Below are 23815 nucleotides of genomic sequence, written 5' to 3'. Positions count from 1 at the left end.
TCTAGCATCCGTCTATCGGTTGAGCCATCGTCCGATGAGCGGCAGACGCACGAGGTCATGTCGATCGACAATGCCCGTAACAGCCATCAGCATGACATAGACCATTGCACCGAGTGCTCCGGCTGCGATCAGATTCACCCATTCTGCAGCCTGAAAGCCGTGATTCATCGTCCACCGTAGTGCGCCTCCCATGATGACCATGGCGGCGGCTACCTTGATGATGTCGAGCCAGCTCAGATGAAAGCCGGTTAACCGCCGCACGCTCCAGTAATGGAGCAAGGTGACGAGCACCGTATTGACATTAATGGCAATCAGGGCGCCATAGATGCCGAGCTCGGGCTTGGAGGCGAGCTGCACGATCAGCACAATCTTCACGATGGCTCCAATGAACGTATTCATCAGAGCCGTGCCCGGCTTCTCCAGCGCTTGCAATGCCGCCTGCAGCGGTGCCTGCAAGTAGATGAAGATGGCGATCGGCGCCATAAGCTGCAGCATCGGCGCAATCTCGCCATGACGGTACAGGATGCGGCAGATAGGCTCGGCCATCAAGCCCATTACAACGGCAAAGGGCGCGCCGCATACGAGCGACAGCCGCATCGATTGATGGAGGCGCTTGTGGATCGTCAGCTTGTCGTTACGTGCAGCGGCCTCGGATAGCGATGGGATGAGCGACACACCCAGCGAATAGGTGAGCGCCGTAGGCAGTAGCACGATCGGAATAATCATCCCCTGCAGCGAGCCGTATTGTGCGGTAGCTACACCTGTCGCGATGCCCGCTACAGCGAGGCTGCGCGCCGTTAGAATCGACTCCAGCAGGTAGGAGAGGGAGCCGACCATCTTGCTGAGTGTGACCGGCACAGACAGTCCGAGCAGGCGGCGTAGCACAGAGGTTCGCCCCGACTTGTGCAAGCTGCTCTGTGATTCGGGGGCAGATGGCTGTGCTGACAACTGCTGATCGGCGTCTGTAGCCGATGCGGAGCTGTCCCCGGCCGCTGGCTCAGGCGCCGCCGACAGCAGCTCCTTGCGTCTGTCTCTGTTGAATTGCAGGAGGAGCACCAGCAACCCGAACAATTCTCCGACGACCACCCCCAGCATGGCTCCGGCAGCAGCCCACTCGAGCCCCCACGGCAGGAACAGACTGGACAGCAGCAGCACGAAAATGATACGGAAGATGGTTTCTACCGTTTGCGACAGTGCGGTCGGGATCATATTTTGCTTGCCCTGGTAATAGCCTCTGTACACCGATGAGACCGCAGTAATGAGCAGCATGGGGGTCATCATCATGAAGGTGTGATAGACTCTGGGGTCGGTTAAGATGCGGCTGGTAATCCAGTCTGCCAGAGCAAGCGACAGCGTTGTCAGCAGAACGGCCAGCAGCAGTGTTAACGACAGCGCGGTTCGGAAGATCTGGCGCACGCGCTTCAGATCGCCCTGGGACTGCGCTTCAGCGACCCATTTAGCAACTGCAAGCGGTATGCCGCCGCTGATGAGCGTCAGCATGACGATAAGGAACGGATAGCCGAGCTGGTATAGTCCGACGCCCTCAGCGCCGATAATGCGCGGCAGTGCGATACGCGGAATAAAGCCGAGCAGCCGGTTGACGATGCCTGCAGCGAGCAGAATTAAAGCCCCTTTAATAAATGTTTGCTTGGTCACATGGCTTCCCTCTTCTTTCTGCGGAAGGTTGTTCACTCTTGTACAACATATGTATGCAGCGCATGTCCACTATCATTCTAAAAAATGGTGGCAGTAGGGCACGGTGTTGAACTGGAATCATTTGCATCCAGGCAGGAGATTGCACAAGAGATGGCGAAAGTATTATTATTCAGCTTAAAGAAGCAGGTGAGGAGGAGCGTGCGTTGACAGACGAGGATTGGGACGACTGGATCAAGCCGCTGTGCGAGAGCAAGGCGGAGGAGTTTCATCTGGTCGGCTACGAGCACGTGACGGCAATAGAGATTTGGGAGTGTGTCAGGAGCAAGTATCATAAGCAAGGAACGCCCGCGCTGCATCAGATCGTTAACGATATTTTGTCGCTCAAGGTCACCAAGTTTATGAATTTCATGACACTTAGCGCTTTGCGTGGAACCCACTTCTGAAGAAAAGGGTTCTTTTTTTTGACTCGTTTTTCTTGCATCGCTATAATAGGAATATTGAGATTTTTTAAGGGGGATTAGGGCGTTATGAAAAGAATGCTTGCGTTACTGCTGATTGTCGTCGCCACCTTTGGTGTCATCGCGGCGACCAGCCCGGCTCTGGTCCAGAAGGTGAAGCTTGGACTTGACCTGAAGGGCGGTTTTGAGATTTTGTATGAAGCGGAGCCTCTCATTCCTGGGGGCGAGGTGACGCAGGATGCGCTAAGGGAAACCGCGCGCAGTCTGGAGCAGCGGGCCAACGCGACGGGCGTTGCCGAGCCGGAGATTACGCCTGAGGGAGCGAATCGGATTCGCGTCAAGATTGCAGGCGTTACAGACGAAGCTGTTGTGCGCGATGTGCTGAAGAAGCCAGCCGAGCTGACCTTCCGCAGTATGCGCGGCTGCGAGCCCAGCCAGGGCTACTGTAAGGTAGAGCTGATCGGCAGCGACTTCAAGGAAGGCGGAGCAACCATCTACCAGAACCAACTGGGCGGCTGGGAAATCTCCATCACGCTGAACAGTGCGAGCAAGTTCGCTGAAGTGACACGCGAGCTGGCCAAGCTGCCTGAGGGCAGCAACAGACTGGCGATCTTCCTGGATGAGAATGTGCTGTCCGAGCCGCGTGTTTCGTTCGAGATTAACGATACCAAGGCGTCGATTACGGGCAACTACACTCGCGAGGAAGCGAAGAAGGTGGCCGACACGATCAACCTGGGCGCATTGCCGCTCAAGCTGACGGAGAAGTACACGCAGAGCGTTGGCGCTACCTTGGGTCAACTGTCGCTGCAGCAGACGGTGTTTGCCGGGGCTCTGGGCACAGCGCTTGTCCTGATCTTCATGCTGCTCTTCTACCGGCTGCCGGGACTGATCTCCAGCATCTCCCTGATTACGTACATCTGGCTGCTGCTGCTCGGGTTCAACCTGATGGGCGCAACACTGACGCTGCCGGGTATTGCCGCCTTCATCCTGGGGATTGGCATGGCGGTGGATGCAAACATTATTACCTTTGAACGGATTAAAGAGGAGATGCGCAGCGGCAAGAGCCTGCTCTCATCCTTGAAGGCCGGCTCCAAAAACTCGCTTCGCACCATCGTCGATGCGAACTTGACGACGATCATTGCGGGTGCTGTGCTGTTCTTTATCGGGACAGGCTCTGTCAAAGGATTTGCCGTTATTCTCATTATGAGCATCATCGTCAGTGTCATTACGAACGTGCTCTACTCCAGGTTGCTGCTCTACTTGCTCATTCGCAGCGGACTGCTGAACAAACCGAGCTACTTTGGCGTGAAGGAGAGTGACATCCGTGCACTATAAATGGGATTTTACAAAGGCTAGCAAATATTTTATCATCTTCTCCATCGTCATTACGGTGCTCGGAATTGGTTCGCTTGCTTTCTTGGGCTTTAATTATGGTGTCGATTTCCGTGCCGGGTCCAACGTCGACATCGTGCTGACGAAGTCGGTGCCTAAGGAAGACATCGAGAAGCTGCTCTCGGAGAAAAATGCAGGTCACTATACATTAACGACCGGTGCTGATCGGGTTACGATCCGCTTCGATGATATTCTGAGCGATGTACAGCAGAAGGAGCTGCGCGCGGACTTCACCGAGCAGCTCGATCCTGGAGCATCGATGGAGATCAATACCGTTGACGTTGCGATGGCTCGTGAGCTGCAGCTTAATGCGCTGCTGGCGCTGTCGCTCGCAAGTCTCGGTATTCTGATCTACATCAGCTTCCGCTTTGAATGGCGCTTTGCGGTGGCGGCGATCGTGTCGCTTGTGCATGATGCCTTCATCGTTGTCAGTGTGTTCTCGATCTTCCGCTTGGAGGTTAATCTGACCTTCATCGTGGCGGTGTTGACAATTATCGGCTACTCGATTAACGATACCATCGTTATTTTCGACCGGATTCGGGAAAATCTGCGCTTTGCCAAGATCAAGTCTCCCGCAGACCTGGCGGCACTTGTTAACCGCAGCATCTGGGAGACGCTGACCCGGTCGATCAATACCGTAATAACGGTAGTGTTCGGCGCGCTCTGCCTGTATATCTTCGGCAGCGAGTCGATCCGCCTGTTCTCGCTGGCGATTCTGATTGGTCTGATCGCGGGTGCCTACTCCTCGATCTTCATTGCAAGCCCGATCTGGCTGGCGCTTAGAAGCAAGGCGAAGCCGAAGGCAGCTAAGGCGCCGGCGACAACTTCGTAAGGAGGCGTCTCATGGATACGAAACTGCATGCTGCGCAAGCGGAGCGGACGGCAAGCGCCAGCCTGATGGGCAATGCAGGACTGGCCTTGGGCAAGGCGCTCGCAGGCGGCGCCTCGGGTAGCCCGGCTCTGCTGGCAGATGCGGTGCGCAGCGCCGTCGAGGCGGCCGCCGGCTCCATCGCCCTGCTCGGACTGCGCCGCCGCGGACGCATCGCGCCATCCGAAGCATTGGAGCGCATGCGCAAGGCGGAGCTGGCGGCGATGATACTTGTGACTGTGGTGTTGATGGTAATCGGACTGGAGCTTGCTGTGTCCTCATTCCGCCTGCTTGCGGACGGGCTGCCAGAAGCGCCACACTGGTCGGCACTGGCTGTGGCGGCGGGGGCGCTGCTCGTGAAGCGCTGGCTGCTAAGGCTTCCTGAGAGTCTGCCTTCAATGCTCGCCTCGCTCATTACGCTGCTGGGAATCGGGGCAGCGTATGCAGGCGAGCTAAGCGGGCAGGCTGCACTGTATTATTGTGATCCTGCAGCCGGGGTATTGGTTGCTGTGCTTGTCATGTACAGTGCTTACAGGCTGCTGGCCTCCTCAGTTATCCTGTCCCCTGCCGAGCAGGAGCATCAAGAGGACACAGAGGAGTTCATGCAGTTTGTGCAGCGGATTGAGGGCGTCATTACCATCGAGGAGCTGCACGCCCGAGAACACGGTCATTATGTGCGGCTGAACCTGCGCATCAGTGTCAATCCCCGCATTTCGGTCTATGAGGGACAAGAGATCGCCAAGCGGGTGAAGGAGCTGGTCTTGAAGCGGTTCATCCACGTAAGCGATGTGGAGGTCGTGGTTGACCCTTATGATCCGGGTTATCCTTACAAGTCGAACCATGATCCGAATCAGGAGGATGCGCCGACATTGCTTCAATAAGGCTGCGAAGCGGCTGTACACTAGGGGTACAGCCGCTTCTGTCTGAATAGAGGAGGGAGCTTAGCATGATACGTCCCAAGACAAGATGGGTGCTGGAGGCGGAGGAGGAACGCGAGCAGGCACTGTCCAGCCAACTGGAGCAGGAGCTTGCGCTCCCGCCGCTCGTATCGCGCTTGCTGCTGCGTCGAGGCATTGCTAATGCAGAGGCCGCTCGTGCTTTCCTGCATGGAGGGGAGGAGCTGCTGCATGACCCGTATCTGCTCAAGGGGATGGCTGCTGCCGTCAAGCGGATCGAGCAGGCGCGCGAGCGTGGCGAGCGTATCCGCATATTCGGCGACTATGACGCGGATGGCATATCCAGCACTTCCTTGATGATTCATCTGTTCCATCAGCTTGGACTGGAATTTGATTATTATATCCCCCATCGTCAGCTCGAGGGCTACGGACTGAATCTGCAGGCGATTGACCGGGCTGCGGAGGCGGGGGTGAAGCTGATCGTGACCGTAGATACCGGCATTAGCGCTGTGGAGCAGATCGCTTATGCCAGCTCGTTACATATCGACGTGGTCGTGACCGATCATCATGAGCCGCCGGAGCTGCTGCCAGAGGCGGCCGCCATCGTCAACCCGAAGCAGGAGGACTGTCCATATCCGTTCAAGGGACTAGCGGGAGCTGGAGTAGCCTTCAAGCTGGGTCAGGCACTGCTTGGCCGTCCGCCGCTCGAATGGGCGGAGATTGCGGCACTCGGCACCATCGCTGATCTGATGCCGCTCGTGGGTGAGAATCGCTATATCGTGCGCGCGGGCATGAAGCAGTTGGCTCAGACTGGCAACCTGGGTCTGCGGGCGCTCGCTGAGGTAGCAGGGATCGAGCTGGCGCAGATGACGTCCACACAGGTGGCCTTCGGCCTGGCGCCGCGCATTAATGCCAGCGGAAGGCTGGCCCATGCGGATCTGGCTGTGCAACTGCTGACGACGGGCAACGAAGAAGAGGCGCTTGCCGCCGCCCTCCAGCTTGATGAGCTGAATAAGCAGCGTCAGCAGCTCGTGGAGGAGATGGTGGAGGAGGCGCAGGCTCAACTGGAGAGCCGGTACGCTCGCCAGTCGGCCGAGCAGTCAACGTCCGGGGAGCCTCTATCCGAGGGAGCAGCGCCCTCCTCATGGAAGGAGCCAGCGGTGACCGTTGTTGCCGGGGAGGGCTGGAACGTCGGCGTTGTCGGCATCGTGGCGTCCAAGCTGATCGAGAAGCGGTACAAGCCTACGCTTGTGCTGGCGATCGATGCCCAGACCGGCATTTGCAAAGGGTCTGCCCGTTCGATCGATGGCTTTGACATCTATCGCGCGCTGCGCGAGTGCGAGCATCTGCTGCATCACTACGGCGGCCACCAGGCAGCGGCAGGCATGACGCTGCATCGCGATCAGCTCCCGGAGCTGGAGCAGCGGCTGAGTGAGCTGGCTGAGCAGTGGGTGGCTTCAGAGCAGTGGCAACGCCAGACGCGCATCGATGCCGAATGCAAGATAGCCGAGGCGGATCTGGAGGCGATCAGTCAACTGGCGATGCTGGAGCCGTTCGGCGCTGGTAATCCGAAGCCGCGGCTGCTGCTGCGCAGCGTGGCGGTGGAGGAGGCGCGAACGATGGGCAAGGAGGGGCGTCATCTGCGCCTCTCGCTGCGCCAGGGCGGACAGCGGCTGGAGGCGGTCGGCTTCGGAGAAGGCCCGGTCGCAGGCCGTCTGTCGACCGGAGCACTCGCAGATGTCGTCGGCGAGCTGTCGATCAATGAATGGAATGGCAATCGCAAGCCACAGTTAATGCTGGCTGATCTGCGTGTAGAGCAGCTCCAACTGTTCGATTATCGGAACGATCGCTACCCGGAGGAGACGCTGGAGAAGCTGCTCAAGGAACGGAGCCGTATCCGAGGAGCAGATGCGGTGGTGGCCGTGCTGCTGCAGGGCGGTCATGCGTATGCCGAGACGGCTGCGGCGCTCGAGACAGTGGCTTCCGGGCCGCGGGTTGTACCGCTGAGCTATGGAGCAGTGCATGAGCCGTTGGCATGCAATGAACTGGTGCTGCTCCATTGTCCGCCATCAGCGGCAGAGCTGGCGGCTTCCCTTGGCAGACTGCAGGGGCTGGAGGCGGTGACGGTGCTCTACAGTATGGATCGCAGGCATCGCGCGGGCTTTCCGGGGCGCGAGCACTTTGGCAACGTGTATCAGTTGCTTCGCAGTCTGCCGCAGCAGCAGCTCAACTCTACGGAGCTGCCCGAGCTGCTGAGCTCGCGCATCGGCTGGAGCACTGAGACGGTGGCTATGATGCTTGCCGTATTTGAGGAATTGGAGTTCATTCGCATTGAGTCTGGAGCTGTAGCTGTCCATCCGTCCCCGCGCAAGCGCGAGCTGAGCGAGTCGGCAGCTTACCGGAGCGGCTGCGCTGCCCATGAGGATAATCAGGTGCTGTTCGCGCCCGCCCAGGAGCTATCTGCTTGGATCAGCGCCAGAGTCGGTCGTTGCTAGCGCTGTATTCTGTCATCAAGCTGCTCCGGGCAACCTCACCATTTAATCCAGCGAATACAAGGAGAGAACAACGATGAATTTTAAAGACTATATTCGTGTCATTCCCGATTTTCCCAAGCCGGGCATCCGCTTCAAGGATATAACGACCCTGCTAAAAAATGGCCCCGCCTATCAAGCGGCAATCGAGGCGATGAAGCAGCAGGTGGCGGAGCTGGAGATCGATGTGATCGCGGGCCCGGAAGCGCGCGGCTTTGTGATCGGCGCGCCGCTCGCGCTCGCGCTCGGCGTTGGTTTTGTGCCCATCCGCAAGAGCGGCAAGCTGCCGGGCGAGACGGTGGAGGCGGATTATGATCTGGAGTACGGCAAGGATAAGCTGGCCGTGCACAAGGATGCGATCGCTCCTGGGCAAAAGGTGCTGATCGCTGATGATCTGCTGGCAACAGGCGGAACGATCGAGACGACGGTCAAGCTGATCCAGAAGCTAGGCGGCGAGGTGGTCGGCGCTGCCTTCCTGATTGAGCTGTCCTATCTGGAGGGTCGCTCCAAGCTTGGTTCTGTGCCTGTCCGTTCTCTGGTGACCTTCTAAGCCACTCTTCGATGCTTGGAGGGGAGCAGATGGGGACGGAATGATCGATCAGGAGCAGACAAGGCAGCAGTGAGCGCTGCAGAGCAAGCTTTGGGGTGAACCTGCCCGAAGCTTGCTCTTTTTTACTTCAAGAGACGCCAGCCGTTTGCACTTGTACAGACACGCGATCAGGAGAACAGGTCTGATACGGCGCCAGATCGTAACTTTCTGCTTGACCCAGTTGACGGGCGCTATAGTTACGGGCATAATATTAGAAAACTCGACAATAAACAGAAATTTTTCTTTGGGATATAAGAAGGGTCAGATTGGCCTGCGATTCTTATATGGCCGCGGAAGACGGTTTGCTGTGTGCTGTGCCGACTCGTCCCGGGCTGCAAACTGCTGGCGAAGGGCGCAAGACTCCATATGCCGTTGTCAGCGAGCAAGGATTCTATTTCGGAAAGGGAAGTTTCATGGGCATAGAGCAGTTACTCGAAAAGGCAGCGGCCTATCTAAAAGAGCAGGATTTACAGCATATCCGGGAAGCCTATGACTTCGCTGAGCAAGCCCACCATGGGCAGATCAGGAAATCGGGGGAGCCTTATATTTTGCATCCCGTGGCTGTTGCCGACATTCTGGTTAATATGCAGATGGATGTCATCTCGATCATCGCTGCTCTGCTGCATGATGTAGTAGAGGATACGACGGTTGCACTGGATGAGGTGCGTTCCCGCTTCGGGGAAACATGCGCCATGCTGGTGGATGGTCTGACGAAGCTGGAGAAGATCAAGTTCCGCTCCAAGGAAGAGCAGCAAAATGAGAATTACCGTAAAATGTTCGTCGCCATGGCGCAGGATATACGGGTCATTCTGATCAAGCTTGCCGATCGTCTGCACAATATGCGGACACTCAAGTTTCAGTCAGAGGAGTCGCAGCGCCGCATTGCGTATGAGACATTGGAGATATTCTGCCCGATTGCGCATCGGCTTGGCATCTCGGCGATCAAATGGGAGATGGAGGATATTGCGCTGCGCTATCTCAATCCCCAGCAATATTACCGGATCGCCAACCTGATGAAGAAGAAGCGGGCCGAGAGAGAGCGTCACATTGATGACGTTATTGGTCGTATTCGGGAGAAGCTGGAGGAGATGTCGATTGAAGGCGATATTTCCGGTCGGCCGAAGCATATCTACAGCATCTACAAGAAGATGACGGGCAAGAACAAGCAGTTCAATGAGATCTATGATTTGCTGGCGATTCGCATTATTGTGGACAACATTAAGGACTGCTATGCAACGCTGGGCATCATTCATACCCTCTGGCGCCCGATGCCGGGCCGCTTCAAGGACTATATCGCGATGCCCAAGACGAATATGTATCAGTCGCTGCATACGACGGTCATTGGGCCCAACGGGGAGCCGACAGAGGTGCAGATTCGTACCTGGGAGATGCACCGCACGAGCGAGTACGGGGTGGCGGCTCACTGGGCATACAAGGAAGGGCCGCAGGCGGGCGAAGGCAATATGGGCGACAAGGTGTCCTGGTTCCGCGAGATTCTTGAGCTTCAGAATGATACGCGGGATGCGGCTGAATTTGTCGAATCGCTCAAGATGGACTTCTTCTCTGATCTTGTCTTTGTGTTTTCTCCCAAAGGCGAGGTCTTCGAGCTGCCTGCCGGGTCGGTGCCGCTGGACTTCGCTTATCGGGTGCATACGGAGGTCGGGAACCGGACGATCGGAGCCAAGGTCAATGGACGCATCGTCCCGCTGGACCACAAGCTCAAGACAGGCGATATTGTGGAGATCTTGACCTCCAAGCATTCCTATGGCCCGAGCCAGGATTGGATCAAGATTGCGCAGTCTTCTCATGCGCGCACGAAGATTCGGCAATGGTTCAAGAAGGAGCGGCGCGAGGAGAATGTCGTCAAGGGACGCGAGCTGCTGGAGCGCGAGCTGAAGCGGCTTGGCCTGGAGCCATCGGCCTGGCTGACCGATGATAAGCTGATGGAGGTCGCGAGCAAATTTACTTTTAACGATATAGAGGATATGCTGTCGGCGATCGGCTTTAGCGGCATCACGGCGGCTCAGATCGTCACCCGTCTGACGGAGAAGCTGCGCAAGGAGACCGAGGCGGCTAACCAGATCGAGCTGACGAACGAGATGAAGGAAGTGAAGCCGCCGTCGCAAGCGCAGTCCAGGAAGCCTCGCCCGAGTCATGGCGTGCGCGTCAAGGGCGTGGATAATCTGCTGGTGCGGTTTGCGCGCTGCTGCAATCCGGTGCCCGGGGATGAGATTATCGGCTACATTACTCGTGGTCGGGGCGTGTCGGTACACCGTCACGACTGTGCGAACATCCCGCTTGGCGCAGAGGGTGAGGAAGCGGCGCGGGTGATCGAGGTGGAGTGGGAGGATGCTGTGGAGGCGAATTACAGCGTCGACATCGAGATTACCGGTCATGACCGGCGCGGACTGCTTAATGAGGTGCTTCAGGCGGTCTCGGAGAGCAAGACGAACATTGCTGCCGTGTCCGGTCGCTCCGACAAGAACAAAATATCGATGATTCATATGACAATTTTGATTCGCAATATTGAGCATTTGCAATCTGTTGTGGAGAAGATCAAGCGGGTTAAGGATGTATACTCCGTACAACGTATTATGCAATAGCTGGAGGGTATCGTGTGAAGGTAGTGGTACAGCGCAGCAAGGCGGCATCCGTCACGGTAGACGGAGAGGTCATCGGCCGAATCGAGCAGGGTCTGGTGCTGCTGGTAGGTGTGACGCATGAGGATACAGAGCGTGATGCGCGCTGGATGGCGGACAAGATTGCAGGTCTGAGGATATTTGAAGATCATGAAGGCAAAATGAATCTCAGCGTCGCGGACACTGGCGGGCAGATATTGTCGGTGTCGCAGTTTACGCTGTATGGCGACTGTCGCAAGGGGCGGCGTCCGAGCTTTATGGATGCTGCGCGACCAGAGCAGGCCGAGCCGCTCTATGAACAATTCAACAGCATGCTGCGCGAGAGCGGGCTAACGGTGGCGACCGGAAGGTTCGGCGCGATGATGGACGTGTCGCTGGTCAATTGGGGTCCCGTTACGTTGATCATCGATTCCAAGGCCTAGAGCTGCTGTTGCTAGGCACGATGTATGAGATAGCAGGAGACCGGTGCATCCTAGTACCATAAAGCCATATGCCTGCGGTTCATAGGAACCGTGGCAGCAGGGCGCTTACGGGAAGGAGGCATCGGTCTTCATGCGTCAAGGCGATAAGGAAGCGGGGATTCAGAGGGCGGCCGCCCGCATGCTTCATCTGGAGCGCCGCGAGGCGCTGCTCGGCTCCAGACTGGAGGGGGAGATGATTCGAGCGCTGGAGCATCAGCGGGCGTGTCCGTGTGGCGGCGCGAGCTACCGGGTGAATGGATGGTCAGGAGAGTGATGGCAGCCCTGGTGGCTGCCATCACCCAATGGACGGTCATCCGGTGAGCTGGTCTGCTGGTGGCACAGCGAACTTTTCGCTGACGTTCTAAGCAAATACAGCTCACTGGAGGAGGCTTGGCTGCCCGGGACTCAAGAAAACGTTTTAAATTTTGTAATGCAACTGTAATGCGGTTAACATCAATGCTTAACAGAGTCGGCCTATAATGATAGTCGACCCCCTTTTTTAAAATATAGTTTTCTTTTGGACCTGCGGCTGTCATGCGTGCAGGTTTTTTTCTATTTTCGGGTCGGTAGAAGTTGACTTTGCCGCAAGTTGCGGGTAGAATCAATAATCAGTATGACGGTTGAAACATGATGATTCCATGATGGGAACAAGTACTCCGCAGCACATATGCAGAGAGGGATGCCTTAGGCTGCAAGCATCCTTATGATGTACGGACGAACAGACCTCCCGGAGAACACACGGCGAACCCTACTTGGCACCAAGGCGATCGGATGATCCGTCGTTGTGGCAAGAAGCAGTAGCCCTGTGCGTAGGACGGGCGTTAACCGTATGAGCGGTCGCGAAGCAGCGCTTCGTTGCCGGAATGTGGGTGGTACCACGGGAGATATGCTCTCGTCCCTGGCTTGTTGCAAGCCGGAGGCGGGAGCTTTTTTTGATTTTGGGAATGGAGGAATGGCGATGGCATTTCAGAAGCCTCCCGGCACGCAGGATATATTGCCTGCGGCGGCAGGGAAATGGCAGTATGTGGAGGAGAAGGCTCGCGACCTGTGCAGACGCTTTAACTATCGTGAGCTGCGCACCCCGATTTTTGAGGCGACCGAGCTGTTTCAGCGCGGCGTAGGGGAGACGACAGATATTGTCGAGAAGGAGATGTACACCTTCACGGATCGCGGCAACCGCAGTATTACGCTGCGCCCGGAAGGGACCGCAGGCACGATGCGCGCTTATGTGGAGAACAAGCTGTACGGCGAACCGGACATTGCCAAGCTGTATTATATCGGTCCGATGTTCCGCTATGAGCGCCAGCAGGCAGGCCGGTACCGCCAATTCCATCAATTCGGCATTGAGGCGCTTGGTTCGGATTCGCCAGCGCTGGATGCTGAGGTGATAGCGCTGGCGTATACCTTCTATCAGGAGGTCGGCATTAAGGGCGTGCGCGTCGAGATCAACTCTGTCGGTACGCCAGCGATTCGCGCAGCCTTCCGTGACGAGCTGCTCGGCTTCCTGAGACCCAAGCGGGAGCTGCTATGCAAGGACTGTCAGTCGCGAATGGATCGCAACCCGCTGCGCGTGCTGGATTGCAAGGTGGATCAGCATCATTTCGAGGGGGCGCCGTCCATTCTGGACAGCCTCGACGATGCATGCCGCGAGCACTTCGAGCAGGTGCAACGCAGCCTGGATGGGATGAGCATTCCATTCTCCATTAATCCGCGGCTCGTGCGCGGGCTGGATTATTACACGCATACCGCCTTTGAATTCAAGGCAGAAGGAATCGGCGCGATCGATACGATCGGCGGCGGCGGCCGGTACAATGGACTGGTCGAGGATATTGGCGGACCGAATCAGCCGGGCGTAGGGCTTGCGATCGGCCTGGAGCGGACGGTCATGCTGATGCAAGAGCAGGAGGAGGAGCTCGCGAAGCGCCAGCGGCTTGATGTCTATATGGTGGCGCTTGGCGAGCAGGCAGAGCAGCATGCGTCAGGCGTACTGTATGCATTACGCCAGGCAGGGCTGTCGGCGGAACGGGATTATCAGAGCCGGAAGATGAAGGCGCAGCTCAAGTCGGCGGATCGTCTGCAGGCCAGATTCACCGCTATACTGGGTGAGGATGAGCTGGCTAAGGGAGAGATCGTGCTCAAGACGATGGCGACCGGGGAGCAGCAGACGGTGCCGCTTGCAGAGCTGGCTGCAGTTGTACAGCAATTAAGAGAACAAACACTCGAAGGAGAGGTATAAATCATGTTAAAAACGCATCATTGTGGAACACTGACCAAGGCCGAAGTCGGCCAGAGCGTTGTATTGAACGGCTGGGTACAGCGCCGGCGCGACCTGGGCGGCGTATTATTCATCGACCTGCGCGATCGCAGCGGCATCGTGCAGATCGTCTTCAACCCGGATTTCTCCGGCGACGCGCTGGAGATTGCTGACCGTGCGCGCAACGAATATGTGCTGGCTGTCAAGGGACAGGTTGTTGAGCGTGATCCTGAAACCTTCAACCCGAATCTGGCAACAGGCGAGATCGAGGTGCGCGTGACTGAGATTGAGGTGCTGAACACGGCCAAGACGCCTCCTTTCCCAATCGAGGACGGCGTAGAGGTGGACGAGTCGCTCCGCCTGAAGTACCGCTATCTGGACTTGCGCCGCCAGGAGATGCAGAGCACGCTGCTGCTGCGCTCCAAATCGGCCAAGATTTTCCGCGATTTTCTGGACAGCGAGCAGTTCATTGAAGTTGAGACGCCGATTCTGATCAAGAGCACGCCGGAGGGCGCGCGCGACTTCCTCGTGCCTAGCCGCGTGCATCCAGAGGAGTTCTTCGCTCTGCCGCAGTCGCCACAAATCTACAAGCAATTGCTGATGGTAGCCGGCCTGGAGAAATATTATCAGATTGCCCGTTGCTTCCGTGACGAGGATCTGCGCGCCGACCGTCAGCCGGAGTTCACTCAGGTGGACATCGAGACCTCCTTCCTGTCCCAGGACCAGTTGCTGTCGCTGATGGAGCAACTGATGGTGAAGCTGTTCAAGGAAACGGTCAATGTTGAGCTGGCGCTGCCATTCCAACGTATCAGCTACGAGGATGCGATGAACAAGTATGGATCGGACAAGCCGGATCTGCGCTTTGGGCTGGAGATTGAGGACATTACAGACATCGTGTCCAGTAGCGATGTGAAGGTGTTCGCCAGCGTAGCAGCAAGCGGCGGCGTGGTGCGGGCGCTTAATGCCAAGGGCTGCGCGACATGGAGCCGCAAGGAGCTGGATGACCTGCAGCCGTTCGCGGCCCGTTATGGCGGCAAGGGACTGGCATGGGTAACCGTCAAGGAAGGCGAATGGCGTGGCCCGATCGTGAAATTCTTCAAGCCGGAGGAGATTGCGGCGTTGACCGAGCGTCTGGCTGTCGAGGAGGGCGACCTGCTGCTGTTCTCCGCAGACAAGAAGAAGGTCGTTGCGGATGTACTGGGCAATCTGCGGCTGAAAGTCGGACGCGAGCTGAACCTGATCAATGACGCCGAATTCAAGTTCGCCTGGGTGGTTGACTTCCCGCTGCTCGGCTGGGATGAGGATGCCAAACGCTATGTGGCGGAGCACCATCCGTTCACCCGTCCGAAGGATGAGGACTTGCATCTGTTCGAATCTGATCCAGGTGCGATTCGCGCGCAAGCATATGATCTGGTGCTCAATGGCTATGAGGTCGGCGGCGGCTCGATGCGTATCTTCAAGCGCGATGTGCAAGAGAAGATGTTCCATGCGCTCGGCTTCACGATGGAAGAAGCACATGCACAATTCGGCTACTTGCTCGATGCGTTCGAATACGGCACCCCGCCGCATGGCGGCATCGCGTTCGGCTTTGACCGGATCGTCATGCTGCTGGCAGGCAGAACGAACCTGCGCGAGACGATCGCATTCCCTAAGACGGCCAGCGCAACCGAGCTGCTCTCTGGCGCTCCGTCTCCGGTCGATCTGTCTCAGCTCGAGCAGTTGCATATCCGTACAGTGCCTAAGCCAGGCAGCAAGCCTGCGGCTGCACCTGCGGAGCAGGAAGCTCAAGCGTAACCGAGCTTGGCACAGACATGCGGCGGCGGCATTCTAAGGGGCTACCCTTGTCTGCCGCGGCATGACTCTACCTACAGAGGAAGGAGACATTACGGATGCTTCACCAATTTTCCCGCACGGAGCTGGCGATTGGCCCGGAGGGGCTGGAAGCGATGAAGAACAGCACAGTGGCCGTGCTCGGCATCGGCGGCGTCGGTGCGATCGCAGCGGAGGCGTTGGCACGCACTGGCGTTGGCCGCATCATACTGATTGATAAGGATGTCGTGGACATTACCAATGTGAATCGGCAGATTCATGCGCTGACAACTACGGTCGGCCAGCCCAAGGCGGAGCTGATGCAAGAGCGCATCAAGCTGATTAACCCGGATTGCGATGCCATCGCGCTGCGAATGTTCTATACCGAAGAGACGTATGAGCAGGTATTCAGCTATGATCTGGACTATGTGGTTGATGCTTCAGATACGATCGAGTACAAAATCCACCTCATCAAGCAGTGTCTTGCCCGCAAGCTTCCAATCATCTCCAGCATGGGCGCGGCGAACAAGATGGACCCTTCGCGCTTCCAGGTGGCGGACATATCCAAGACCTCGGTTGATCCGATTGCTCGCGTCGTTCGGCAGCGTCTGCGCAAGGAAGGCATTAAGAAGGGCGTCAAGGTCGTCTTCTCGACGGAGGAGCCGCTCAAGCCGCGTGAGGATGTGACGCAGAAGATTGTGCCGGAGAATGCGCCGGAGATTCGCAAGGCGAAGCAGCCTCCTGCCAGCAACGCCTTCGTTCCCCCGGTAGCGGGTCTCATCATGGTCAGCGTGGTCGTCAAGGATCTGCTAGCCAGAGCAGGCGTTCCTATGCCTTAAAGTTGTACATGGTGTGCTGCATGCCCCTGTCCGCTGGTTTTGCCAGCAGGCGGGGGCATGCTTGCTTTATGTGCGGACAGGCGCACAGTTGCGTCATGTGTGGTATACTAGAATATAAAAAAATAAGGGCATTGCCACAATGAAAGAGGCTGCTGTTATGGATTTATTTACCTATCAACAAGCGGAGCAGCCCAGAGCGCGGCTGCTGGCGGACCGGATGCGTCCACAAACCTTGGATGAATATATCGGGCAAGAGCATATTGTCGGTCCTGGCAAGCTGCTGCGCCGTGCAATCGAGGGGGATCAGGTATCGTCGATCCTGCTCTATGGCCCTCCCGGCTGCGGCAAGACGACATTGGCGAATATTATCTCCCAGCAGACCGAAGGCGAATTCGTCCGGCTCAATGCGGTCGACGCCACGGTGAAGGATGTGCGAGAGACGATCGAGCTGGCGAAGAACAACAAGGCGTTATACGGCCGCAAGACGATTCTGTTTCTGGATGAGGTGCATCGCTTCAATACGGCCAGGCAGGATGCGCTGCTTCCGGCGGTGGAGCAGGGAATTATCGTCTTCATCGGCGCGACAACCGAGAATCCGTTCCATCATGTGAACGGGGCGCTGCTCTCCCGCTCGACGCTGTTCCAACTGGAGCCGCTGACCAAGGAGCATTCCAAGCTGGCGATGAGCCGGGCGCTGACCGATGTGGAGAGGGGACTTGGCTTCATGAGGCTGCGGGCGGATGAGGAGGCGCTGGAGCATCTGGCGGCGATGGCGGGCGGCGATATTCGGCGGGCGCTCAACGCCTTGGAGCTGGCAGCCGTCACCACGCCTTCAGAGCCTGACGGTTCGGTTCATATTACGCTGGCGGTGGCCGAGGAATCGATACGCAAGCCGACGGTGCGTGCCGATGAATCGACCCAATATGATGTGCTGTCCGCCTTTCATAAGAGCGTTCGCGGCTCCAGTGATGCGGCATTATTCTGGTTTCTATACGCGGTGGAGAAGCTTGGGATGGACCCGATGACCTTCCTGCGGCGCTTGATCGTCGCCTGCAGCGAGGACATTGGCCTGGCCAATCCACAAGCGATGGTGCAGGCCGTGACGGCGATGGACGCCTACCATAAGATTGGCTGGCCGGAGGCCAAGTATAATATTGCCCAAGCGATACTCTTTGCTGTAGAAAGCCCGAAATCCAATGCCACAGCAGTAGCGATCGGCAAGGTGATGGATACGATCAGCACGTCAGGGACGATGCAGGTGCCGCTGCACTTGCGCGATACGCATTATCGCGGTGCGGATAAGCTGGGGCATCAGGGCTATAAGTACCCGCATGATTATCCCGGTCATTACGTGGAGCAGCAGTATGTGCCTGATCCGCTCCACAAGCGCCGCTTCTACGAGGCGACCGGACAAGGCATGGAGGAGAAGATACGCCTTAATCAGGAGCGGCGAAGAGGCAGATAATGGCGCAAAGCGCTAATATTCCGAATTATCAGGCGATATTTGGCCGCCGAGGTGGAATAATGAGCATATTGGCCAGACTTTCGCGAATATGCATCAATAATAAGCCGATTCAAGGATTTGACTTCACCGTTGTTTATCGACTAAGCTGTTATTATAAACTTTATTTATAATTTCATTTCCAAAAGGAGGTGCACCTGTTTGTGTCTGACCTGCATGGCAGGAGACGGAAACAGGGAATCGTTGAGCGACCCTTTACCCATAATACCGTTTTTATTGAATGCGCTGCTGATTTTGTTTTTGGTGTTTCTGAATGGCTTCTTCGTAGCCGCCGAGTTTGCGATGGTGAAGGTGCGCGGCAGCCGGATTGACTCGCTGGTCTCTGAGGGACATAAGCGGGCGAAATTCGCGGCACATCTGACCAATAACCTCGACGCCTATCTATCCGCCTGCCAGCTTGGTATTACGCTGGCTTCACTGGGACTTGGCTATGTCGGCGAGCCGGCTATTGCGAAGATGATAGAGCCATATCTGAAGAGCTGGTTTGGTATGAGTGATGTTCTGATCTCGACCATTGCCTTCTTCATTGCGTTTTCGATCATTACGTTTTTGCACATCGTGCTTGGCGAGCTTGCTCCCAAGACATTGGCGATCCGCACTTCGGAGAAGATTACGCTATTGACGGCACCGCCTCTGATTCTATTTCACAAAATCATGTATCCATTCATTTGGTTCCTTAACGGGACAGCCAACTGGCTGCTGCAACGATTTGGCGTTGAACCGGCTTCCGAGCATGAATCGGCGCATACGGAAGAGGAAATTCGAATTTTGATGAAGGAAAGCCATAAGAGCGGCTTGATTAACAACACCGAGCTGACGCTGGTGGATAATATATTTGATTTTACCGAGACAAATGCCAGAGAAATTATGATACCGCGGACCGAGATGATCTGTCTGTATGCCGACGAGTCCTTCATAGAGAACAAGAAGATTGCGTTGCGCGAGATGCATACACGCTTTCCGGTATGTGAGACAGATAAGGATAATATTATCGGCTTCGTCCATATCAAGGATATGCTGAAGGTGGATGAAAACACCGTATCGAGCATTCAGCAGATTATGCGGCCGATTACGACAGTGCCGGAGTCGATGCAGATCAGTACGCTGCTCAAGTTGATGCAAAAGAAGAAGACGCAGATTGCCATCCTGATCGACGAGTACGGCGGTACCTCTGGTCTGGTGACGCTGGAGGATATTATGGAGGAGATCGTCGGCGAGATTCAGGATGAGTTCGATGAGGAACGGCCTGATATTGAGAAGAAGGATGAACTGACGCATTCGATTAATGGTCTGATGCTAATTGAAGAGGTGAACAGCTACTTCGGTCTTGAGATTAGCAGCGATGATTATGATACGATTGGCGGCTGGGTATACTCACAGATCGAGATTCCGCCTAAGAAGCTGCAATCGGTCAGCTACGAGGACAGCTATGACTTTATCATCGAGGAGACAGATCATCTGCGCATATCCCGCATTCTGGTTCGCAAGCGGCAGGATGAGCGCGATACGCGGGTTGAGCTGCAAGCCGAGACGGGCTAGAATGACGAGGCTGCAGTAGATGGTTACGGATGGCAACATGGCTCCCTGTTCGGTGTTCCGAATGGGGAGTTTTGCTGCGCAGACAGGCGGCTGCGACCGCGAGCTCTATCCATACGATGCAGAAGGCTGCGTGGCTGTGTTATCCCGCCTGATTGCTACGCATGAAACAGGACAAGAGCGCCGCTCAGCTTGCGCATAGGCAAGAGATGAGCGGCGCTCTTGTGAATTCACGATCACATACGGCTTATTGCACAATAGCCTCTGTAGCAGCGACCTTGTGTACCTGGTCAATCGTTGCTCCGCCCAGACAGACCTCGCCATCATAGAAGACGACGGCCTGTCCCGGCGTAATGGCCTTCTGCGGCTGGGCAAATGCGACGTCGACGGTCGTGCCGTCTGCGCGCAGCGTCAGCGTAACCTCCTGGTCAGGCTGGCGGTAGCGGAACTTCGCCGTGCAGCGCAGCGGCTCATTCGGTACAGCAGGCGAGATCCAGTTCAGGCCGGTTGCAGTGAGGCCGCTCGAATAGAGGCTGGGATGCGTCTCGCCCTGAACGACATAGAGCTGGTTGGCGGCGAGGTTCTTGTCTGCGACAAACCACGGCTCGCCCGTGCCGGAGCCGCCGATGCCCAGTCCCTGGCGTTGACCAAGCGTGTAATACATCAAGCCGTCATGACGTCCCTTGATCTCGCCAGACCGGATGTCAATCATCTCGCCCGGTTGTGCAGGCAGGTATTGGCTCAGGAACGTCTTGAAGTTGCGCTCGCCGATGAAGCATACGCCGGTGCTGTCCTTCTTGCGCGCCGTGGCCAGTCCCGCCTCGGCCGCGATGCGGCGCACCTCGGGCTTCGGAAGATGGCCGATCGGGAACATCGCCTTGGCCAGTTGATCCTGCCGGAGCGCATGCAGGAAATACGTCTGATCCTTATTGCCGTCAACGCCGCGCAGCAGGCGGGCTTCGCCGTTCACCTGCTCGACACGGGCATAATGTCCAGTGGCGAGGTAATCTGCGCCGAGTGTGAGCGCCTTGTCCAGAAATTCCCCGAACTTGATCTCGCGATTGCACATGACGTCAGGATTCGGTGTACGGCCCCGCTTGTATTCGTCGAGGAAGTACGTGAATACCTTGTCGAAGTAAGCCTGCTCAAAATTGACCGTATAGTAAGGGATGCCGATCTGGTCGCATACCCGTGCCACATCCTGCGCGTCTTCTTCTGCTGTGCAGTGGCCGAATTCGTCCGTATCGTCCCAGTTCTTCATGAAGATGCCGATGACATCATAGCCTTGCTGCTTGAGCAGCAGTGCCGTCACCGACGAGTCCACCCCGCCAGACATGCCGACGACAACACGGGTGGATGCTTTAGATTTTGCCATTACTGAACACCGCCTCTATAATGAAATACAGTCCGTCCGCAACCGCCCAAAGGGTTTTGCACGGCTGTAGCTTTCGGTTCGCTGCCTCAGGCAGCATGTGGAGCCGATCAAGCGACGCCAAGCGCCAGCAACAGACTCTTACGCTATTGTACCATAGCTTGCACAAGTTTTTCATAGAGAAGCCACGCTTTTTTACCCATTCAGGCAGGATGTATGTTAACATAGATGTATTATGGGAATACCATGTTTTATATAGGATGGCACGGCAGCAGATGAGCTCTCTTGTTGTGCATGGACGGATGACCATCTATAGATTATATCATATGAAAGAGAGGGATTATCCTTGAAAATATCGACTAAAGGACGCTACGGTTTAACGATTATGATGGAGCTTGCCACCAAGTTTGGCGAAGGTCCGATCTCTCTGAAGAGCATAGCCGAGCGCAACCAACTGTCGGAGCACTATCTGGAGCAGCTCATTGCGCCATTGCGCAATGCCGGGCTGGTCAAGAGCATACGCGGGGCATACGGCGGCTATATTTTGTCCAAGAATCCAGAGGACATTACCGCGGGCGATATTATACGCATATTGGAGGGGCCGATCTCCCCGGTGGACTTCACCGAGGAGGATGATCCGGCCAAGCGTGACCTGTGGGTACGCATCCGTGACAGCATCGCAAGCGTGCTGGATTCGACTACGCTGGAGGATCTGATCTCATTTGCCGGCGCGGATGAGGCGGACAGCTACATGTTCTATATCTAGGCAGCGCCCCTTCAGGGAGCGTGGTATCCTGGCTTCAACACTTCATGTATACACTTGCCGGTGAGTGAGGCTATCATGTATACGTCAGGTGGAAATGATATAGAGCCGGCAAGCCGGCTTGGCATAAGCAAGCACCCCTACGGCGAGGACATCGTAACTTAGGAGGTGCTTTCTGCCGTTTGCAAGCGCGCAGAAGGATGGCGTGGTATGGCAGAAATGATCCCCGGCGCGGGATATTCACAAGGAGGAGCTATGGTTCGAGCAATGTATTTTGATCATGCGGCGACAACGCCGCTCCACCCGGAGGTACTGGCGGCGATGCTGGACATCTGCCAAGAACCGGTCGGCAATCCGTCCAGCATCCACGCCTATGGCCGCGCAGCCAAGGGCAAGCTGACCCGTGCCAGAGACAGCATCGCGACCCTGCTCGGCTGCTTGCCGTCGGAGCTGGTGTTCACATCAGGGGGGACCGAGAGTGATAATACGGCAATCCGCGGGGTTATGGCGGCCTTGCACAGCTTAGGCAAGCGGCATCTGATTACATCTGCCTCCGAGCATCATGCGGTGCTGCATACTGCCCTGCAATTGGAGCAGGAGGGCTTCGAGATCACCCTGCTGGAGCCGGATAGAAACGGGTTAATTCATGCGGATCAGGTACGGGCGGCGATCCGGCCCGATACGGCATTGGTGAGCATCATGTATGCCAACAATGAGACGGGAACGATCCAGCCTGTGCAGGAGATTGGAGAAGCTGCCAAGGCAGCAGGGGTGCTCTATCATGTCGATGCGGTACAGGCGTTAGGCTCGCTTCCGTTGCAACTGAGGGAGCTGCCTGTCGATCTGATGAGCTTCTCCGCGCATAAGCTGAACGGTCCGTTAGGAATCGGTGCGCTTTACATCGCCAGGGGCACGCCATATCAGCCGCTGCTGGTGGGAGGCTCGCAGGAAAGCAAGCGGAGGGCGGGAACGGAGAATGTCGCTGCAGCGGTCGGCTTTGCCAAGGCAGTAGAGCTGGCGGTGGAGGGACAGGAGGAGAAGCATGCACGGCTGTGCGAGCTTCGTGCCTGCTTCTTGCAGGAGCTGACGACGCACCTTGGCGAGCAGGCATATGAGATTAACGGCGATACCGAGCGGACGCTCCCGCATATCGTCAATGTCAGCCTGCTGGGAGCAGATACGGAGACGATGCTGATGAATCTGGATATGGAGGGAATCGCCGTCTCCAGCGGCTCCGCCTGCACCTCCGGCTCGCTGGAGCGCTCGCATGTGCTCAAGGCGATGAGGCTTCCAGAGGCTCGTCTGAACAGCGCGATACGATTTAGCTTTGGATTGGGGAATACTGTAGAGGACATCGAATATGCTGCCAAAAAAATTGCAACCATTGTGGAGCGTATTCGTACTACAGTTTAGGAGGCCTTTCACAGTTATGATTAAGGTGCAGCGTTTGATAGGTCAACCCGTGATCGATGCCACAACCGGCAAGCAAGCCGGGAAGGTGAAGGATATATGGTTTGATGAGCATTGGCGCCTCAAGGGGATGATTCTGGAGACGAGGGGCTGGTTCTCTCGCGGACTAACCGGGCTGCTCTGGGATGCAGTAGTCGCTTGCGGCGAAGACGCCGTGCTTATTGCGGACAAGCAGGCGATATGCAGGCTGAAGGCAGATGAGGTGCTGCGATGCTTCCAAGCCGGGGTTGTCAAGCTGCGCGATCTTCCTGTAATTACGCGGGAGGGTATTCAACTTGGCCGAATAACAGATGTTTACTTTGACCAGAATATGGGTACACCTATAGTAGGATATGAATTAACGGATGGTTTTATCTCGGATCTTAAGGAAGGGCGCAAATGGTTGAGGATTTCCGATTATCCCGATGATGTGATACTCGGGGAGGATGCAATTCTCGTACCTGTTCGCGCTGAAGAAGACCTAGAGCATATGGCCACTTCGGAATCGGTGAATTAGGGAGAAATGAACCATGAGATGTCCCAACTGTAATTCCAAGGATATCGGCAAGATCGGCTCGCACCAGTTCTATTGCTGGGGCTGCTTCATAGAACTTACCGTCAACGGCGAGAAGATGTCGGTCTACCAGGTCGAGGAGGACGGCACGCTTAGCTCGCTGGATGATCTGTTTTTTGGCGAGGAAATGCCCGAGCTGCACGCATAATGGATCCTATGCCTGCAAGAAACCGCTATGCCAGCATCGTGTGATGTTGGCATAGCGGT

At 56.5% G+C, this 23815-nt stretch carries 20 protein-coding genes; 18 read left to right on the top strand and 2 right to left on the bottom strand.

All coding sequences use genetic code 11. The features are described from left to right. Positions 1-12 precede the first annotated feature (12 nt). Complete coding sequence (locus ACY1JZ_RS11710; protein ID WP_462629294.1) at positions 13-1656, bottom strand: putative polysaccharide biosynthesis protein; 1644 nt, start codon at positions 1654-1656, stop codon at positions 13-15. Positions 1657-1859: 203 nt separating this feature from the next. On the opposite strand from ACY1JZ_RS11710, the gene ACY1JZ_RS11705 reads away from it, so the two are divergent. The 14 genes from ACY1JZ_RS11705 to ACY1JZ_RS11640 all read left to right on the top strand — a co-directional run bounded on the left by ACY1JZ_RS11705 (position 1860) and on the right by ACY1JZ_RS11640 (position 19453). Further along, positions 1860-2099: a post-transcriptional regulator gene (locus ACY1JZ_RS11705; RefSeq protein ID WP_270164588.1), complete on the top strand. Its 240-nt coding sequence runs from the start codon at positions 1860-1862 to the stop codon at positions 2097-2099. Positions 2100-2183: 84 nt separating this feature from the next. Continuing rightward, positions 2184-3449, top strand: a complete 1266-nt coding sequence (gene secD, locus ACY1JZ_RS11700; protein WP_462629293.1) for a protein translocase subunit SecD — start codon at positions 2184-2186, stop codon at positions 3447-3449. After that, the gene (secF, locus tag ACY1JZ_RS11695) at positions 3439-4338 is read left to right on the top strand and encodes a protein translocase subunit SecF (protein ID WP_270164584.1); all 900 of its coding nucleotides are present in this window, start codon (positions 3439-3441) and stop codon (positions 4336-4338) included. The genes secD and secF overlap by 11 nt, the downstream gene beginning before the upstream one ends. A gap of 11 nt (positions 4339-4349) precedes the next feature. Further along, positions 4350-5255 (top strand): cation diffusion facilitator family transporter, encoded by a 906-nt coding sequence (locus tag ACY1JZ_RS11690; protein WP_462629292.1) that lies wholly within the window; start codon positions 4350-4352, stop codon positions 5253-5255. Positions 5256-5320: 65 nt separating this feature from the next. Beyond that, entirely contained in the window at positions 5321-7765 is a 2445-nt protein-coding gene (recJ, locus tag ACY1JZ_RS11685; protein WP_462629291.1) for a single-stranded-DNA-specific exonuclease RecJ, read from the top strand. 73 nt (positions 7766-7838) lie between these two features. Then, positions 7839-8351 carry an adenine phosphoribosyltransferase gene (locus tag ACY1JZ_RS11680; RefSeq protein WP_462629290.1) on the top strand — a complete coding sequence of 171 codons (513 nt, stop codon included), beginning with the start codon at positions 7839-7841 and terminating at the stop codon, positions 8349-8351. A gap of 452 nt (positions 8352-8803) precedes the next feature. After that, complete coding sequence (locus ACY1JZ_RS11675; RefSeq protein WP_270164576.1) at positions 8804-10993, top strand: RelA/SpoT family protein; 2190 nt, start codon at positions 8804-8806, stop codon at positions 10991-10993. 14 nt (positions 10994-11007) lie between these two features. After that, a complete protein-coding gene (gene dtd, locus ACY1JZ_RS11670) occupies positions 11008-11451 on the top strand; it encodes a D-aminoacyl-tRNA deacylase (RefSeq protein ID WP_462629289.1) in 444 nt (147 codons plus the stop codon). A gap of 130 nt (positions 11452-11581) precedes the next feature. Beyond that, positions 11582-11764, top strand: a complete 183-nt coding sequence (locus tag ACY1JZ_RS11665) for a hypothetical protein (RefSeq protein ID WP_462629288.1) — start codon at positions 11582-11584, stop codon at positions 11762-11764. A gap of 684 nt (positions 11765-12448) precedes the next feature. After that, positions 12449-13726, top strand: coding sequence for a histidine--tRNA ligase (gene hisS, locus ACY1JZ_RS11660; RefSeq protein WP_462629287.1), 1278 nt, complete (start codon positions 12449-12451; stop codon positions 13724-13726). Positions 13727-13729: 3 nt separating this feature from the next. Further along, complete coding sequence (gene aspS, locus ACY1JZ_RS11655; RefSeq protein WP_270164568.1) at positions 13730-15538, top strand: aspartate--tRNA ligase; 1809 nt, start codon at positions 13730-13732, stop codon at positions 15536-15538. Positions 15539-15633: 95 nt separating this feature from the next. After that, the gene (locus tag ACY1JZ_RS11650) at positions 15634-16392 is read left to right on the top strand and encodes a tRNA threonylcarbamoyladenosine dehydratase (protein ID WP_270164566.1); all 759 of its coding nucleotides are present in this window, start codon (positions 15634-15636) and stop codon (positions 16390-16392) included. 157 nt (positions 16393-16549) lie between these two features. Continuing rightward, positions 16550-17857, top strand: coding sequence for a replication-associated recombination protein A (locus ACY1JZ_RS11645; protein ID WP_462629286.1), 1308 nt, complete (start codon positions 16550-16552; stop codon positions 17855-17857). Positions 17858-18097: 240 nt separating this feature from the next. After that, entirely contained in the window at positions 18098-19453 is a 1356-nt protein-coding gene (locus ACY1JZ_RS11640) for a hemolysin family protein (protein ID WP_462629285.1), read from the top strand. A 244-nt stretch (positions 19454-19697) separates the two neighbouring features. Here ACY1JZ_RS11640 and mnmA read toward each other — a convergent pair whose 3' ends face one another. Next, the gene (gene mnmA, locus ACY1JZ_RS11635) at positions 19698-20825 is read right to left on the bottom strand and encodes a tRNA 2-thiouridine(34) synthase MnmA (protein WP_462629283.1); all 1128 of its coding nucleotides are present in this window, start codon (positions 20823-20825) and stop codon (positions 19698-19700) included. A 343-nt stretch (positions 20826-21168) separates the two neighbouring features. Between mnmA and cymR the strand changes: the two genes are divergently transcribed. The 4 genes from cymR to ACY1JZ_RS11615 all read left to right on the top strand — a co-directional run bounded on the left by cymR (position 21169) and on the right by ACY1JZ_RS11615 (position 23756). Then, entirely contained in the window at positions 21169-21588 is a 420-nt protein-coding gene (cymR, locus tag ACY1JZ_RS11630) for a cysteine metabolism transcriptional regulator CymR (protein WP_270164561.1), read from the top strand. Between the two features lie 252 nt (positions 21589-21840). Continuing rightward, positions 21841-22998, top strand: coding sequence for a cysteine desulfurase family protein (locus ACY1JZ_RS11625; protein ID WP_462629282.1), 1158 nt, complete (start codon positions 21841-21843; stop codon positions 22996-22998). 16 nt (positions 22999-23014) lie between these two features. Next, positions 23015-23551 (top strand): PRC-barrel domain-containing protein, encoded by a 537-nt coding sequence (locus ACY1JZ_RS11620; RefSeq protein WP_270164559.1) that lies wholly within the window; start codon positions 23015-23017, stop codon positions 23549-23551. A gap of 13 nt (positions 23552-23564) precedes the next feature. Continuing rightward, positions 23565-23756 carry a YrzR-like zinc ribbon domain gene (locus tag ACY1JZ_RS11615; RefSeq protein WP_270164558.1) on the top strand — a complete coding sequence of 64 codons (192 nt, stop codon included), beginning with the start codon at positions 23565-23567 and terminating at the stop codon, positions 23754-23756. The last annotated feature ends 59 nt before the right edge of the window (positions 23757-23815 follow it).

The organism is Paenibacillus sp. J5, assembly GCF_054955055.1.
The sequence above is the reverse complement of the archived record's forward strand: the minus strand, read 5'-3'. Positions and strand labels throughout refer to the sequence as shown.